A 12825-nucleotide genomic window follows, 5' to 3' on the forward strand; every position below is an offset into this window, starting at 1 on the left:
ACCCGAGCCCCCGATAGCGTCTGTGTCCGGCTGCCTTTGACCTTGTCAAAGTACGCACTATTCAGTAAGATCCGCCGTCTATTTTGCTGGGCGGCCCCTGAGGCTATAAAGAATGAAAACTTTTACTGCTAAACCGGAAACAGTAAAGCGCGACTGGTTCGTCGTCGACGCTGCTGGTCAGACCCTGGGTCGTCTGGCCACCGAAATCGCGAGCCGTCTGCGTGGCAAGCACAAGCCTGAGTACACTCCTCACGTTGACACCGGCGACTACATCGTCGTTATCAATGCCGAGCAGGTACGTGTTACTGGCGCTAAAACCACTGACAAAATGTACTACTCCCACTCCGGTTTCCCGGGCGGCATCAAGTCGATCAACTTCGAAAAGCTGATCGCCAAAGCCCCTGAGCGCGTGATCGAGACCGCGGTAAAAGGCATGCTGCCTAAGAACCCGCTGGGTCGCGACATGTACCGTAAGCTGAAAGTCTATGCGGGCGCTGCTCACCCTCATACTGCTCAGCAGCCCCAAGAACTGAAGATTTAACGGAATAGTTCATTATGTCGGCGACTCAAAATTACGGCACTGGCCGTCGCAAGACTGCAACCGCACGCGTTTTCCTGCGTCCGGGCACTGGCAACATCTCGATCAACAACCGTTCCCTGGATAACTTCTTCGGTCGCGAAACTGCCCGCATGGTAGTTCGTCAACCGCTGGAGCTGACCGAGACTGTCGAGAAGTTCGATATCTACGTTACCGTTATCGGCGGCGGTGTAAGTGGTCAAGCTGGCGCAATCCGCCACGGTATCACTCGCGCTCTGATGGATTACGACGAGACTCTGCGCAGCGCTCTGCGTAAAGCCGGTTTCGTAACCCGTGACGCGCGTGAAGTTGAGCGTAAGAAAGTGGGTCTGCGTAAAGCGCGTAAGCGTCCGCAATACTCCAAGCGTTAATTCGCTACTGCGTTCAAAAACGCCCAGTTTCCTTGCGGAGCTGGGCGTTTTTTATTGTCTGAAATTTGCTCTGTGACAACTTGCCACATCCGCGGAGGCCCTATACTACGAGGCTTCGGGCTGGCTTGGCTTGGTAATTACCTTGTCAGAATAGGGGCTTTTCATTACCATTCGGCAAAATTTTTATAAGTTCAGATTTTTACTTAGTAGATGCCTGATTTAACAGGCCACAAAGCTGATGGGAGAGGACTGAATGAGCAATGACGGCGTGAATGCAGGCCGGCGTCGCTTCTTAGTAGCAGCCACATCCGTGGTGGGTGCTGCAGGAGCGGTGGGGGCTGCGGTCCCGTTCGTGGGGTCATGGTTTCCCAGTGCCAAGGCGAAAGCCGCAGGTGCACCGGTGAAAGTGAATATCAGCAAGATCGACCCAGGTCAGCAGATGATTGCTGAATGGCGTGGTCAGCCGGTGTTCATCGTCCGCCGTACAGAGGAAATCCTTGGGAATCTTAAAAAGATCGAGGGCCAGCTGTCTGACCCTGACTCCAAGAACTCGGTACAACCAACCTACGTCGATCCGGAAGTGCGTTCGATCAAGCCAGAGATTCTGCTGCTGATCGGGATCTGTACTCACCTGGGTTGTTCTCCGACCTTCCGTCCTGAAGTGGCGCCCGCCGATCTGGGCAAGGACTGGGTAGGTGGCTATTTCTGCCCTTGCCACGGCTCCCACTACGATCTGGCTGGTCGCGTCTACAAGGCGCAGCCTGCGCCCCTGAACCTGCCAGTACCCCCGCATTCCTATGAGTCGGATGACATCATCGTCATTGGCGTCGACACGGAGAAAGCGTGATGAGCAAGTTCATGGATTGGGTTGATGCGCGTTTCCCCGCGACCAAGATGTGGGAAGACCATCTCAGCAAGTATTACGCTCCGAAGAACTTCAACTTCTTCTATTTCTTTGGCTCCTTGGCGCTGCTGGTTCTGGTCAATCAGATCGTTACCGGTGTCTGGCTGACCATGAGCTACACCCCTTCGGCGGAAGAGGCCTTTGCCTCCGTTGAATACATCATGCGCGACGTCGAGTACGGCGCGATCCTGCGTTTGCTTCACTCCACTGGTGCTTCGGCGTTCTTCATCGTGGTCTATCTGCATATGTTCCGTGGCTTGCTCTACGGTTCCTACCAGAAACCTCGTGAGCTGGTGTGGCTGTTCGGCATGCTGATCTACCTGGCGCTGATGGCTGAGGCCTTCATGGGCTACCTGCTGCCTTGGGGGCAGATGTCCTACTGGGGTGCCCAGGTGATCATCTCGCTGTTCGGTGCGATCCCCGTGATTGGTGACGACCTGACCCAGTGGATTCGTGGTGACTACCTGATTTCCGGGATTACTCTGAACCGCTTCTTCGCCCTGCACGTAGTAGCCCTGCCGATCGTGATTCTCGGTCTGGTGGTGCTGCACATCCTGGCGTTGCACGAAGTGGGTTCGAACAACCCGGATGGCGTAGATATCAAGAAGAACAAGGATGAGAACGGCGTCCCTCTGGATGGCATCCCTTTCCACCCTTACTACACCGTGAAGGATATCGTCGGCGTAGTGGTGTTCCTGTTCATCTTTTGCTCGATCGTGTTCTTCTTCCCTGAAATGGGCGGTTACTTCCTTGAGAAGCCGAACTTCGAGCAAGCCAACCCGTTCAAGACCCCTGAGCACATTGCTCCGGTTTGGTACTTCACGCCCTTCTACGCGATCCTGCGTGCGGTGCCGGACAAGCTCTTGGGTGTTATCGCCATGGGCGCTGCAATCGCGGTCCTGTTCGTACTGCCTTGGCTTGACCGTAGTCCGGTCAAGTCCATGCGCTACAAAGGCTGGCTGAGCAAGATCTGGCTGCTGGTGTTCTGCATCTCGTTCGTGATCCTGGGTGTGCTGGGTGTCTTGGCACCGACTCCGGGCCGTACGCTGCTGTCGCAGGTATGTACCTTCCTGTACTTCGCCTACTTCATTCTGATGCCGTTCTACACCAGGCTCGAGAAGACCAAACCGGTTCCGGAAAGGGTGACTGGCTGATGAAAAAGCTATTTGCTGTACTGATTCTTGCTGCTATGCCTGTGTTGTCTTTCGCGAATACCGCTGGTCCTGAGTTGGAGAAGGTTGATATCGACCTGTCCGACAAGGCCGCCCTGCAAGACGGCGCGCGCACTTTCGCCAACTACTGCATGGGCTGCCACAGCGCCAAGTTCCAGCGTTATGAGCGGGTTGCCGATGACTTGGGCATTCCTCACGACCTGATGTTGAGCAAGCTGGTTTTTACCGGTGCCAAGATTGGCGACCACATGAACATCGGCATGCAGCCGGCTGATGCCAAGACCTGGTTCGGTGCAGCGCCACCTGACCTGACTCTGGTAGCTCGTGTTCGCGGCACTGACTGGCTCTATGGCTACCTCAAGTCCTTCTATGAAGACCCTGCGCGCCCTTGGGGTGTGAACAACAAGGTCTTCCCGAACGTTGGTATGCCTAACGTTCTGGTCGGTCTGCAAGGGCGTCAGGTGGTCGGTTGCAAGCAGGTGCAGATCGTTGAAGACGGAAAGAAACAATACGATCCATTGACTGGTACTCCTCTGACTCACGAGGCGTGCGACCAACTGACAGTCAAAGAGGGTACCGGTGCTCTCAATGAGGCGCAGTTCGACGAGAGGGTCAAAAATCTGGTGACCTTCCTGGCTTACTCGGCTAACCCGGTCAAGCTGCAGCACCAGCGCATCGGTACTTACGTACTGCTGTACCTGGCCTTCTTCTTCGTGTTCGCCTATCTGCTCAAGCGCGAATACTGGAAGGATGTGCATTAATACGTTTTAAGCGTCAGTTGTTGAGCGTGCGCGCCCAAGGGCGTCTCTGAACAGTAACAACCCTGTATCATTCGGGGGTTACCAGAGGCGCCCTGAGGGCGCGCTCGTTTTTTCTGCTTCCGATAATTTCAACAAGCGAGGAGGATCGCCATGGGCGTGACCAATCGGTTGGCCTGTTACTCCGACCCCGCCGACCACTATTCCCACCGGGTGCGCATTGTGCTGGCGGAGAAGGGTGTCAGCGCCGAGATCATCAGTGTGGAGGCGGGGCGTCAGCCGCCGAAGCTGATCGAAGTGAATCCTTACGGGAGCTTGCCAACGCTGGTTGATCGAGACCTGGCGTTGTGGGAATCGACAGTGGTGATGGAGTACCTGGATGAGCGTTACCCTCATCCGCCGTTGTTGCCGGTTTACCCTGTTGCGCGTGCCAACAGTCGTTTGCTGATGCACCGAATCCAGCGTGATTGGTGTGGGCAGGTGGATCTGATCCTGGATCCGCGGACCAAGGAGGCGGCGCGGGTGCAGGCGCGTAAGGAGTTGCGTGAAAGCCTGACCGGAGTGTCTCCGTTGTTCGCTGACAAGCCATTTTTCCTCAGTGAGGAACAAAGCCTGGTGGACTGCTGCCTACTGCCCATACTCTGGAGGTTGCCAATCCTGGGTATCGAATTGCCGCGGCAGGCCAAGCCGCTGCTTGATTATATGGACCGCCAATTTGCACGTGAGGCTTTCCAGGCAAGTCTGTCTGGCGTCGAACGTGATATGCGCTGAGGCTTAAGGAGCCGCTATGAACTCCAGTCGACCTTATCTGGTCCGCGCGCTCTATGAGTGGATTGTGGACAACGATTGCACCCCGCACCTGCTGGTCAATTCCGACTATCCAGCCGTGCAGGTGCCTCAGGGCTTTGCCAGTGATGGGCAAATTGTCCTGAATATTTCTCCCAGTGCCGTACGTCATTTGCACATGGATAACGACGCCGTGACCTTTGAAGGGCGCTTCGGCGGTGTGCCCCATAGCTTGCACGTACCGGTAGCGGCGATCCTCGGCATCTATGCGCGTGAGAATGGTCAGGGTGCGGATTTCGGTGAACGTGACCGAGCGTTTCGCTAATACGTGACCGGTGCTTCCACCCCGGTTGCGCGGGTTCTGGATTGTAATCGCATCGGTCACGATGCGGCTTGTTCCTCGGCTTTTTTTCGGCGCAGCGACTCGCCTTTCATCGTCAGTCGGTAGGCGTTGTGCACCAGGCGGTCGAGGATGGCATCGGCCAGGGTCGGGTCGTTGATCCAGCCGTGCCAGTGCTCGATGGGCAGTTGGCTCGTCAGGATGGTGGAGCGGCTGCCAGCGCGGTCGTCGATCACCTCCAGCAGGTCATGCCGGGCTCCTTCCTCCAGCGGGGCTAGCGCCCAGTCGTCCAGCACCAGGACGTCGACCTTTGCCAGCTGTTGCAGGGTACGGCCGAAGCTGCCGTCGCCATGAGCGATGCGCAGTTGTTCCAGCAGGCGCGGGGTGCGCAGGTACAGGGTGCTATAGCCCTGGCGGCAGGCCTGGTTGCCCAGGGCGCAGGCCAGCCAGGTTTTGCCGGCACCGGTCGGGCCGGTCAGCAGCAGGTTGTGCTGCTGGCGGATCCAGTCGCCACTGGCCAGGGTGGCGATCAGACGCTCGTCCAGGGCGCGTCCGGTGCGGCGGTCGAGATCTTCCAGGCAGGCGTTGGCGTACTTGAGCTTGGCCTTCTTGCGCAGCCGTACCAGGCGCTGGTTGTCACGCCAGGCCAGTTCGCGGTCGAGCAGTAGGCCGAGGCGTTCATCGAAGCTCAGGCTGTGGCTGGCCGGCAGCGTCCATTGCTCTTCCAGGGCGCGGGCCATGCCGTCCAGGCGTAGCTGGTGCAGTTGATTCAGGGTGTGTTGCGGCATCATCGAACAGCTCCTGTTGCGGGGGTTGGTAGTAGTCGGCGCCACGGACGTTCTCGTGGTCGCCGGGTAAGGTCGTTTCGGCGGCACGCTGGGGCAGCGGCTGTTGATCCAGGCCTTGCTGGAGCAGGTTGCGCACGCTGCGCCCGGTGAAGGCGCGCAGGTGTACGGCACGTTCGGCAGCGGCTTCCAGGCGTGCATTGCCATAGCGCCGGGCCAGCGAGAGCAGGCCGAGGCAGGCGCGGTAGCCCATCTCCGGGTGCGGCTTGTGGGTCAGTTGGTGATCGATCAGTTGGCGCGTGTAGGGGCCGATCCGCGCGCCCCAGTCGAGCAGGCGTTGTGGCGTCCATTCGCGATGCGCCTGGTGCGCCGCGGGCATGTGCTCGCGCTGGGTACTGTAAGCGCCGCGTCGCCCCAGCAGCAGGTGGCTGGCCACCCGCCGGTTGCCATGCAGCACTTCCAGGGTGTGTGCCGTCAGTCGCACGTCCACGTTCTGCCGGGCCAGGGCGGAGGGCACGCTGTAGAAGCTGCCATTGACCTCGATGTGGTAGTCGATGCTGACCTTGCAGCGCTTGAAGGTGGCGACCTCGTAGGGATGCACCGGCAGCGCTCGCAAGGCCGGGCGATCCAGGCGCTCGAACCAGTCGCGCCGGCAGCCATCGAGCCGCTTGAACGGGCGCCGATTCAGATCCTCCAGCAGCTCGGCGATGGCCTGGTTAAGCGCATGCAGGCTGAAGAACTGCCGATGGCGCAGCCGCGCCATGATCCAGCGCTCGACCACCTGCACCGCCACCTCGGCCTTGGCCTTGTCCTGAGGCTTGCGTGGCCGTGCCGGCAGGATCACCGTCTGGTAATGACGCGCGCACTCCAGCGTGGCCCGGTTCAGGCCCGGCTCGTAGCGATCCGGCTGGGCGACCAGGGCGCGCGGATTGTCCGGCACAACCATTTCCGGCACGCCGCCAAAGTAGGTCAGAGCCTGGCCCAGCGAGGTCAGCCAGTCCACCTGGGTTTCGCCTGGCGTCGCGCAGGCATAGGTGTAATTCGAGGCGCCCAGGGCGGCGACGAAGATGTGCGCCCGGCGCACTTCGCCGGTGGCCGGGTCGACCACCGGCAGCGTCGGCCCGGCATAGTCGATGAATAGCTTCTCGCCCGCACGGTGCAGCTGACGCATCGAACGTTTGAGCGTCTGGGCGTAGCGCCGGTAGTGCTCGACGAACTGGGTGTAGCGGTAGGTCGGCTGGCCCGCATGCGCGGCGAGATATTCCTCCCACAGCAGCTGCAAGGTCACGCCCTTGCGTCGCAACTCGCGGTGGATGCTCAGCACATCGGGCAGCACTCGCTCACCGCGCGGCTTGTTCGTCGACGTCGGTGCAAACAAGGCGGCCGCCAGCGCGGCCTCGTCCATGGCCACCAGCGCCGGCCAGTCCAGCCCGGCCACCCGCGCCGCCGCGATGTACTTGCTAACCACGCCCTTGGACAGCTGCAAGGCACGGGCAATCTTCTCGTGGGACAAGCCGGCCTCAAACTTGAGGCGCAGACATTCTTTGATGTTTCGCATGGCTACTCGCGGCGCCGCCATCTTCCTCTCCCGAAATCGGTCGAGGATGGCGGCGCATCAGGTCATGCGCAACGAAGGGGAAGGCTTTCGCTAAGTCGTGACCGGCGATTTCGGTAAGCCGTGACCACCTGTTTCGGAACAGGCGGAAAATCGGTCACGTTGCTACCGAAATGAGCGGTCACGCGTTAGCGAAATGACCGGTCACGATCAACCGAAACGGCCGGTCACGGTGCTCCGAAATCCGCAGTCAGGGCATGGTCTTTGATCTGGAGTCGCCTCTGGATGAGGAGGATGACATTGAGCCGGATGACGATTTGCCACCACCGGACAGTGAGCCGCCGCGCCCCAGCGGTCGGCCCAGCTTGAAAGTGGTCAAGTAATAAAAAAGGCGATCCAGATGGATCGCCTTTTTTATGCCTGACGCCGTGCTGTGTCAGTCGATGTATTCGAACAGTTTGACGATTTTTTGCACACCGGAGACGCCCTGGACCAGATTGGTGGCTTGTGCGGCTTCCTGTTGGGTCAGCAGGCCTAGCAGGTAAACGATGCCATTTTCGGTGACAACCTTGATCCGCGATCCGGGAATGCTAGCGTCGGTGAGCATCTGAGTCTTGATCTTGGTGGTCAGCCAGCCATCGTTCTGTCGTGCCAGAAAGCCGGAGGGTGGCAGAACCTGCAGTTCGTTATGGACCTTCTTGACTCGCTGCACTTCGCTGGCGGCCTGTTCGGCTGTTGCCTTGAGGTCAGGGCGTGGAGTCTGGCCTGCCAGCAGGACAATACCGTTGAAGCTGGTGACGACGATGTGCGAGTTGTTTTCCAGGTCCGGGTTGGCCTTGGCAACGTTGACGGCGACTTTGGTTTCGATCAGTGAGTCGTCGATCTTGCTGCCGAAGGTGCGAGTGCCGCGATCGTCATCAATGGGTTTGTCGCGGGTGGCGGTAATCACCGAGCTGCAACCAGTGATGCCGAGGCACAAGGTCAAGGCCAGGAGGCCAAGGCGGTTAGGGGTCATTCTTCACTCCCGAACAGTTGGCTGTCGATCAAGTCGCATAGGCAGTGGATCGCCAGCAGGTGGACTTCTTGAATGCGTGCGGTGACGTTGGCTGGTACGCGAATTTCAACATCTTCAGGCAGCAGCAGGGAAGCCATGCCTCCACCATCGCGACCGGTCAATGCTACGACAATCATTTCTCGATCATGTGCGGCCTGGATGGCTTGAATGATATTGGCCGAGTTGCCGCTGGTGGAAATCGCCAGCAATACGTCACCAGGTTGTCCCAGGGCACGGATTTGCTTGGAAAAGACTTCGTTATAGCTGTAGTCGTTGGCGATCGAAGTGATGGTCGAGCTATCGGTGGTCAGGGCGATGGCTGGCAGGCTGGGCCGTTCACGTTCGAAGCGGTTGAGTAGTTCGGAGGAAAAGTGCTGGGCGTCGCCCGCAGAACCGCCGTTGCCACAGGAGAGCATTTTGCCCTCATTGAGCAGGGCGTTGACCATGACTTGGCTGGCTTGCTCGATGTGCGGTGCAAGTACGTCCATCGCCTGTTGCTTGGTGTCGATACTGGCCTGAAAAAGCTGGCGAATTCGGGATTGCATGTCCATCTGTGTGACCTTAAGTAGCGCGGCTTGGTGGCACGTGAATGTGCAGCCCGCAAAGCAAAGAGCAAAAAAGTTGGGTGAAAATGGGTGCTGCCTGATGGCTTCTTTCAGCTGTCAAAGGCATTGCGCAGCCAGTTCAGGCGGGCTTCTGCACCTGGGGCGCCGTCAATGGCGACCACATCGAAACGGCAGGGATGGTTGGACCAGCGTGATTCTTTTTGCAGAAAAATCTGCGCGGCAAGAATGAGTTTCTGACGCTTGCGCCCATCGATACTGCCCAGGGCGCCACCCCATTGCGTGTGTTGTCTGTAGCGGACTTCGACGAATACTACTGTATCGCCGTCAAGCATGACCAGATCAAGCTCGCCGCGTTTGCACAGCCAGTTCTGCGCCAGCAGACGCAGCCCTTGCTGTTGGAGATGCCTGAGCGCGTGGCTTTCGGCATCTCTTCCACTCTGCTGGCGTGATCCTTGGATCATTAGCGCGGCGTATCGGGCAGGCGGGTGACCTGGCCGTTGACGAACTTGGCCCATGGCAGTTGGCGCTCGATACGCTGACCTGCGGCCATGCCCAGGCTGCCGGACTCTCCATCGATCCGGCTGTCAGGCAGGGCCTTGAGCTGGCCCAGGCGTGGTGCAAGACGGTAGGCATCGACGCCCATTGCGTATAGGCGACCTAGGCTGCCTCCGGCTTGTGGCCATTGTGCAGTGACCTGGCGCCGCAGAAGGCCGTTGGCGTCCAGCAGCCAGGGCGTTTCACAGAACATGACTCCGTTCATGTCGTTGTATTGGTTCTGATCACCACTGGCGCTGAATACGTTGGAGGTGGCGTACACCGGAACATCGCCGGCGTATTGGAAGTTCAGGGTCGGCTTGATCTGTTGTGCCTGCTGAGGCGTTGCCGCAAGGAAAATGAACTCGATGTCCTGGCGGCGTGCCGGTTGCGCGGCGACTTGAGTGCCTACGGTGCTTTGCAGGCTCTTGGCGCGACCTTCGCTTTGGCGCAGTTGGAACAGGTCGGCAATCTGCTGGGCCAGGGCGACTGGCTGATCGATGCGTTCGATGCCGATCATGCTGCCGCCGTTGGCTTCCCAATCCTGGCGGAAGGCTTTGAGTACGCGATCGCCCCATTCGCCCTTGGGGATCAGCGCGGCGGCGCGGTGCAGGCCATCGGCGCGAGCGCGACGAGAAACTTCACGGGCTTCGTCTTCGGCTGCCAGGCCAAACTGGAACAGTTGCGCGGGGCCCTGTTCGCCACCCTCGCTGTAATTCAGTGCCAGAGTAGTAATGGGCAGTTGCGGGCGCGCAGCCAGCTGTTTGACCAGAGGTTTTTCCAGCGGGCCGACGACCAGTTGCACGCCGGCGGCTTGGGCCTTGCGATAGAAGTCATCCAGGGAGCTCAGGCGCGAGCTGTCGTAGAACTCGATGCTGGGTGGTTTCTGTCCGGCTTGCTGTGCTTGATAGTGAGCCGCCATGAAGCCTTCGCGTAGTGCCTTGGCTACAGAGGCCAGCGGGCCGTCCTGTGGCAGCAGCAGGGCGATCTTCGACACGGGTTGGCTGGCCAGCTCTTTGAGCTTGATCAGTGGTTGCGGCAATTGCAGGGCGGCAGGGTGTTTTGGATTCTGTGCGCGCCACTGATCAATGGCGGCCTGCTGTTGTTCCAGGGTGCCGGCACTCTTGACTGCCAGGGCCAGGCTCATCCAGCCGGCCAGATCGTCATTGCCCGCTGGCTGCAGTTGGTCGGTCGGCAAGGCGGCAATCAGTGCCCAAATGGCTTCGTGGTTCTTTGCTGCAGCATCGTCTTTGAGCAAGGGGGCAATAAAGATCCGTTCCTTGGCTGCGGCCAAAGTCTGGCCGTCGGCCTCAAGGGCGCGAGCATGAACGGTTCCGGTACGAATCTGCTGTGGTGCTGGCAGCTCGCTCAGGTGCTGCAGGCTTGGATGGCTCAAGGCGGTTAACGCCGCTTTTGGCTGATTGCGTACCATGGCCAGCTCTGCGGACAGTGTGCTGGCGAAAATTTGCTGGGCAGGTTTGAGCTGATCCAGCGGCACTTGCTGCAGAATCTGACCGGCGCGTCCGGCGTTGCCTTGGCGATACGCCATGTCTGCTGCGCTCAGGCGCAGCAGGGCGGCTTTGTCCGGGCTTTTGCTGGTGGCGGCCTGTTCGAGCAATTGCTCGATGCTGGCATCCGGTGTCCGTGGAAGTTCGCCAAGGCTGGAGGAGGGCGAGCTGGCGCAAGCCACCAAAAGGGTAGCCAGGCAGAGGGCGAGAAACAGCCGCAGGCAAGCGATCATGTAAGTGTTCCTGATACTCGATCAAATGAGCGTGGAATTGTACCCAAGCGCTGGCCGGGGCGCGATGTTACTGGTGATAAACCGTCCATTTAGCTGGTGCAAATGTTGCGGGGAGGCACAAAAGCCAGCAAAGGATCAGAGTGTTGAGCGATTGTCAGGCCTATTGAGAGGGCTTCAACGCGCTACAATGGCGCTTTTGCCGATCAAGAGGTGTGCGCTTTGACTGTTCCGGGTCCTTTGAATTCCGCTGCTGGCTCGCTTTATGTGGTGGCGACGCCCATCGGTAACCTGGATGACATCAGCGCCAGGGCTCTGAAGTTGTTGCGCGAGGTGTCGCTCATTGCTGCCGAGGATACTCGGCACTCTCAGCGCCTGATGCAGCACTTCGGTATTGCCACGCCTCTGGCGGCTTGTCATGAGCATAATGAGCGTGACGAGGGCAGTCGTTTCATCACCCGTCTACTTGCCGGGGACGATGTTGCGCTGATCTCCGATGCGGGCACGCCGTTGATTTCCGATCCGGGTTATCACTTGGTGCGTCAGGCACGGGCGGCAGGTATCAATGTGGTTCCGGTGCCCGGGGCCTGTGCTTTGATCGCGGCCTTGTCGGCTGCAGGTCTGCCATCTGACCGGTTTATCTTCGAAGGTTTTCTACCGGCCAAGGCGGTTGGTCGGCGTGGGCGTCTGGAGTCGGTCAAGGAAGAGCCGCGGACGTTGATTTTCTATGAGGCTCCGCATCGGATTCTTGAGTGTCTGCAGGATATGGAGGCGGTATTCGGCGGCGATCGGCCTGCGTTGTTGGCTCGGGAGTTGACCAAGACTTTCGAGACTCTCAAGGGCTTACCGCTTTCTGAGTTGCGTCAGTTCGTTGAGTCCGACAGCAATCAGCAGCGCGGCGAGTGCGTGGTGCTGGTCGCAGGATGGACTGCGCCGCAAGGTGATGAGGCGATCAGTGCTGAGTCGATGCGCGTGCTTGACCTGCTGCTCAAGGAAATGCCTCTCAAGAGGGCAGCGGCGCTGGCGGCCGAGATTACTGGTGAGCGCAAGAACGTGCTGTATCAGGTCGCCTTGAGTAAGCAAAAAGAACAATAAATGGCATGCCAGGGTGGCCAATGGCTTTTAGCGCTTGTTCTCGGGCCGCTCTGCCGTTAACCTGCGCGGCGGAGAGTCGATTGGACAGTCGCTGCCCTCTATGAAAATTAGAGGGGGGAGGAAAGTCCGGGCTCCATAGGGCGGAGTGCCAGGTAATGCCTGGGGGGCGTGAGCCTACGGAAAGTGCCACAGAAAATAACCGCCTAAGCACTTCGGTGCCGGTAAGGGTGAAAAGGTGCGGTAAGAGCGCACCGCACGTCTGGTAACAGTTCGTGGCTAGGTAAACCCCACTCGGAGCAAGACCAAATAGGGTTCCAAGGCGTGGCCCGCGCTGGAACCGGGTAGGTTGCTAAAGATGTCCAGTGATGGCCATCGTAGAGGAATGACTGTCCTCGACAGAACCCGGCTTACAGATCGACTCTCCACCTTTTCCCTCCCTGCTTGAATCAATAGCAGAAGCGTTTTTGTAATACCGAAAAAATCTTACTCTTAATAAATCACTTTAACTTCGCAGTGCAGCTTATTGAGCTGTCTGAAGTTGATGCTCTGGAATGCCCCTCGAATTCTCGTTACCTCTCCTCTTAGTGTCC

The 12825-nt window shown here is 58.9% G+C and carries 13 protein-coding genes, 1 other RNA gene and 2 pseudogenes; 10 read left to right on the forward strand and 6 right to left on the reverse strand.

What is annotated here, in order from left to right; all coding sequences use genetic code 11:
• The first annotated feature begins 112 nt into the window (after nucleotides 1-112).
• The 7 genes and pseudogenes from rplM to BLV47_RS04795 form a co-directional block, all read left to right on the forward strand.
• Nucleotides 113-541, forward strand: coding sequence for a 50S ribosomal protein L13 (rplM, locus tag BLV47_RS04765; RefSeq protein ID WP_007928449.1), 429 nt, complete (start codon nucleotides 113-115; stop codon nucleotides 539-541).
• 14 nt (nucleotides 542-555) lie between these two features.
• A complete protein-coding gene (gene rpsI, locus BLV47_RS04770) occupies nucleotides 556-948 on the forward strand; it encodes a 30S ribosomal protein S9 (protein WP_003228056.1) in 393 nt (130 codons plus the stop codon).
• A 253-nt stretch (nucleotides 949-1201) separates the two neighbouring features.
• Nucleotides 1202-1795, forward strand: coding sequence for a ubiquinol-cytochrome c reductase iron-sulfur subunit (gene petA, locus BLV47_RS04775; RefSeq protein WP_047306018.1), 594 nt, complete (start codon nucleotides 1202-1204; stop codon nucleotides 1793-1795).
• Entirely contained in the window at nucleotides 1795-3006 is a 1212-nt protein-coding gene (locus tag BLV47_RS04780; protein ID WP_092310491.1) for a cytochrome b, read from the forward strand. The genes petA and BLV47_RS04780 overlap by 1 nt, the downstream gene beginning before the upstream one ends.
• Nucleotides 3006-3785, forward strand: coding sequence for a cytochrome c1 (locus BLV47_RS04785; RefSeq protein WP_092310494.1), 780 nt, complete (start codon nucleotides 3006-3008; stop codon nucleotides 3783-3785). Before BLV47_RS04780 ends, BLV47_RS04785 begins: the two co-directional genes overlap by 1 nt.
• Nucleotides 3786-3935: 150 nt before the next feature.
• Entirely contained in the window at nucleotides 3936-4553 is a 618-nt protein-coding gene (locus BLV47_RS04790) for a glutathione S-transferase N-terminal domain-containing protein (RefSeq protein WP_016966671.1), read from the forward strand.
• Nucleotides 4554-4569: 16 nt separating this feature from the next.
• Nucleotides 4570-4866: pseudogene (locus BLV47_RS04795) on the forward strand (ClpXP protease specificity-enhancing factor); the annotation flags it as partial.
• 83 nt (nucleotides 4867-4949) lie between these two features.
• On the opposite strand, the gene istB reads toward BLV47_RS04795, so the two are convergent.
• Both istB and istA read right to left on the reverse strand, forming a co-directional pair.
• Entirely contained in the window at nucleotides 4950-5699 is a 750-nt protein-coding gene (istB, locus tag BLV47_RS04800; RefSeq protein WP_062838242.1) for an IS21-like element IS1474 family helper ATPase IstB, read from the reverse strand.
• Entirely contained in the window at nucleotides 5587-7272 is a 1686-nt protein-coding gene (gene istA / locus BLV47_RS04805; RefSeq protein WP_062838241.1) for an IS21 family transposase, read from the reverse strand. Before istA ends, istB begins: the two co-directional genes overlap by 113 nt.
• A gap of 227 nt (nucleotides 7273-7499) precedes the next feature.
• On the opposite strand from istA, the pseudogene BLV47_RS04810 reads away from it, so the two are divergent.
• A pseudogene (locus BLV47_RS04810) lies at nucleotides 7500-7631 on the forward strand (ClpXP protease specificity-enhancing factor); the annotation flags it as partial.
• A 53-nt stretch (nucleotides 7632-7684) separates the two neighbouring features.
• Here BLV47_RS04810 and BLV47_RS04815 read toward each other — a convergent pair.
• The 4 genes from BLV47_RS04815 to BLV47_RS04830 form a co-directional block, all read right to left on the reverse strand.
• The gene (locus BLV47_RS04815; protein ID WP_060840972.1) at nucleotides 7685-8263 is read right to left on the reverse strand and encodes a BON domain-containing protein; all 579 of its coding nucleotides are present in this window, start codon (nucleotides 8261-8263) and stop codon (nucleotides 7685-7687) included.
• Nucleotides 8260-8853 (reverse strand): phosphoheptose isomerase, encoded by a 594-nt coding sequence (locus BLV47_RS04820; protein WP_007928463.1) that lies wholly within the window; start codon nucleotides 8851-8853, stop codon nucleotides 8260-8262. Before BLV47_RS04820 ends, BLV47_RS04815 begins: the two co-directional genes overlap by 4 nt.
• 104 nt (nucleotides 8854-8957) lie before the next feature.
• A complete protein-coding gene (locus BLV47_RS04825) occupies nucleotides 8958-9329 on the reverse strand; it encodes a YraN family protein (protein WP_092310497.1) in 372 nt (123 codons plus the stop codon).
• Complete coding sequence (locus BLV47_RS04830) at nucleotides 9329-11143, reverse strand: penicillin-binding protein activator (RefSeq protein ID WP_092310500.1); 1815 nt, start codon at nucleotides 11141-11143, stop codon at nucleotides 9329-9331. The genes BLV47_RS04825 and BLV47_RS04830 overlap by 1 nt, the downstream gene beginning before the upstream one ends.
• 237 nt (nucleotides 11144-11380) lie before the next feature.
• Between BLV47_RS04830 and rsmI the strand changes: the two genes are divergently transcribed.
• Together rsmI and rnpB are read left to right on the forward strand one after the other, a co-directional pair.
• Entirely contained in the window at nucleotides 11381-12235 is an 855-nt protein-coding gene (gene rsmI, locus BLV47_RS04835) for a 16S rRNA (cytidine(1402)-2'-O)-methyltransferase (RefSeq protein WP_177431195.1), read from the forward strand.
• 72 nt (nucleotides 12236-12307) lie between these two features.
• Nucleotides 12308-12661: RNase P RNA component class A (gene rnpB, locus BLV47_RS04840), an RNA gene on the forward strand.
• Nucleotides 12662-12825 lie beyond the last annotated feature (164 nt).

The sequence above is a fragment of the Pseudomonas saponiphila genome (genome assembly GCF_900105185.1).
Classification (GTDB): Bacteria; Pseudomonadota; Gammaproteobacteria; order Pseudomonadales; family Pseudomonadaceae; genus Aquipseudomonas; species Aquipseudomonas saponiphila.

What these genes read in the sequence shown, in the direction of transcription:
- rplM (WP_007928449.1), top strand. Translation starts at nt 113, where the DNA reads ATGAAAACTTTTACTGCTAAACCGGAAACAGTAAAGCGCGACTGGTTC.
- rpsI (WP_003228056.1), top strand. Translation starts at nt 556, where the DNA reads ATGTCGGCGACTCAAAATTACGGCACTGGCCGTCGCAAGACTGCAACC.
- petA (WP_047306018.1), top strand. Translation starts at nt 1,202, where the DNA reads ATGAGCAATGACGGCGTGAATGCAGGCCGGCGTCGCTTCTTAGTAGCA.
- BLV47_RS04780 (WP_092310491.1), top strand. Translation starts at nt 1,795, where the DNA reads ATGAGCAAGTTCATGGATTGGGTTGATGCGCGTTTCCCCGCGACCAAG.
- BLV47_RS04785 (WP_092310494.1), top strand. Translation starts at nt 3,006, where the DNA reads ATGAAAAAGCTATTTGCTGTACTGATTCTTGCTGCTATGCCTGTGTTG.
- BLV47_RS04790 (WP_016966671.1), top strand. Translation starts at nt 3,936, where the DNA reads ATGGGCGTGACCAATCGGTTGGCCTGTTACTCCGACCCCGCCGACCAC.
- istB (WP_062838242.1), bottom strand. Translation starts at nt 5,699, where the DNA reads ATGATGCCGCAACACACCCTGAATCAACTGCACCAGCTACGCCTGGAC.
- istA (WP_062838241.1), bottom strand. Translation starts at nt 7,272, where the DNA reads ATGGCGGCGCCGCGAGTAGCCATGCGAAACATCAAAGAATGTCTGCGC.
- BLV47_RS04815 (WP_060840972.1), bottom strand. Translation starts at nt 8,263, where the DNA reads ATGACCCCTAACCGCCTTGGCCTCCTGGCCTTGACCTTGTGCCTCGGC.
- BLV47_RS04820 (WP_007928463.1), bottom strand. Translation starts at nt 8,853, where the DNA reads ATGGACATGCAATCCCGAATTCGCCAGCTTTTTCAGGCCAGTATCGAC.
- BLV47_RS04825 (WP_092310497.1), bottom strand. Translation starts at nt 9,329, where the DNA reads ATGATCCAAGGATCACGCCAGCAGAGTGGAAGAGATGCCGAAAGCCAC.
- BLV47_RS04830 (WP_092310500.1), bottom strand. Translation starts at nt 11,143, where the DNA reads ATGATCGCTTGCCTGCGGCTGTTTCTCGCCCTCTGCCTGGCTACCCTT.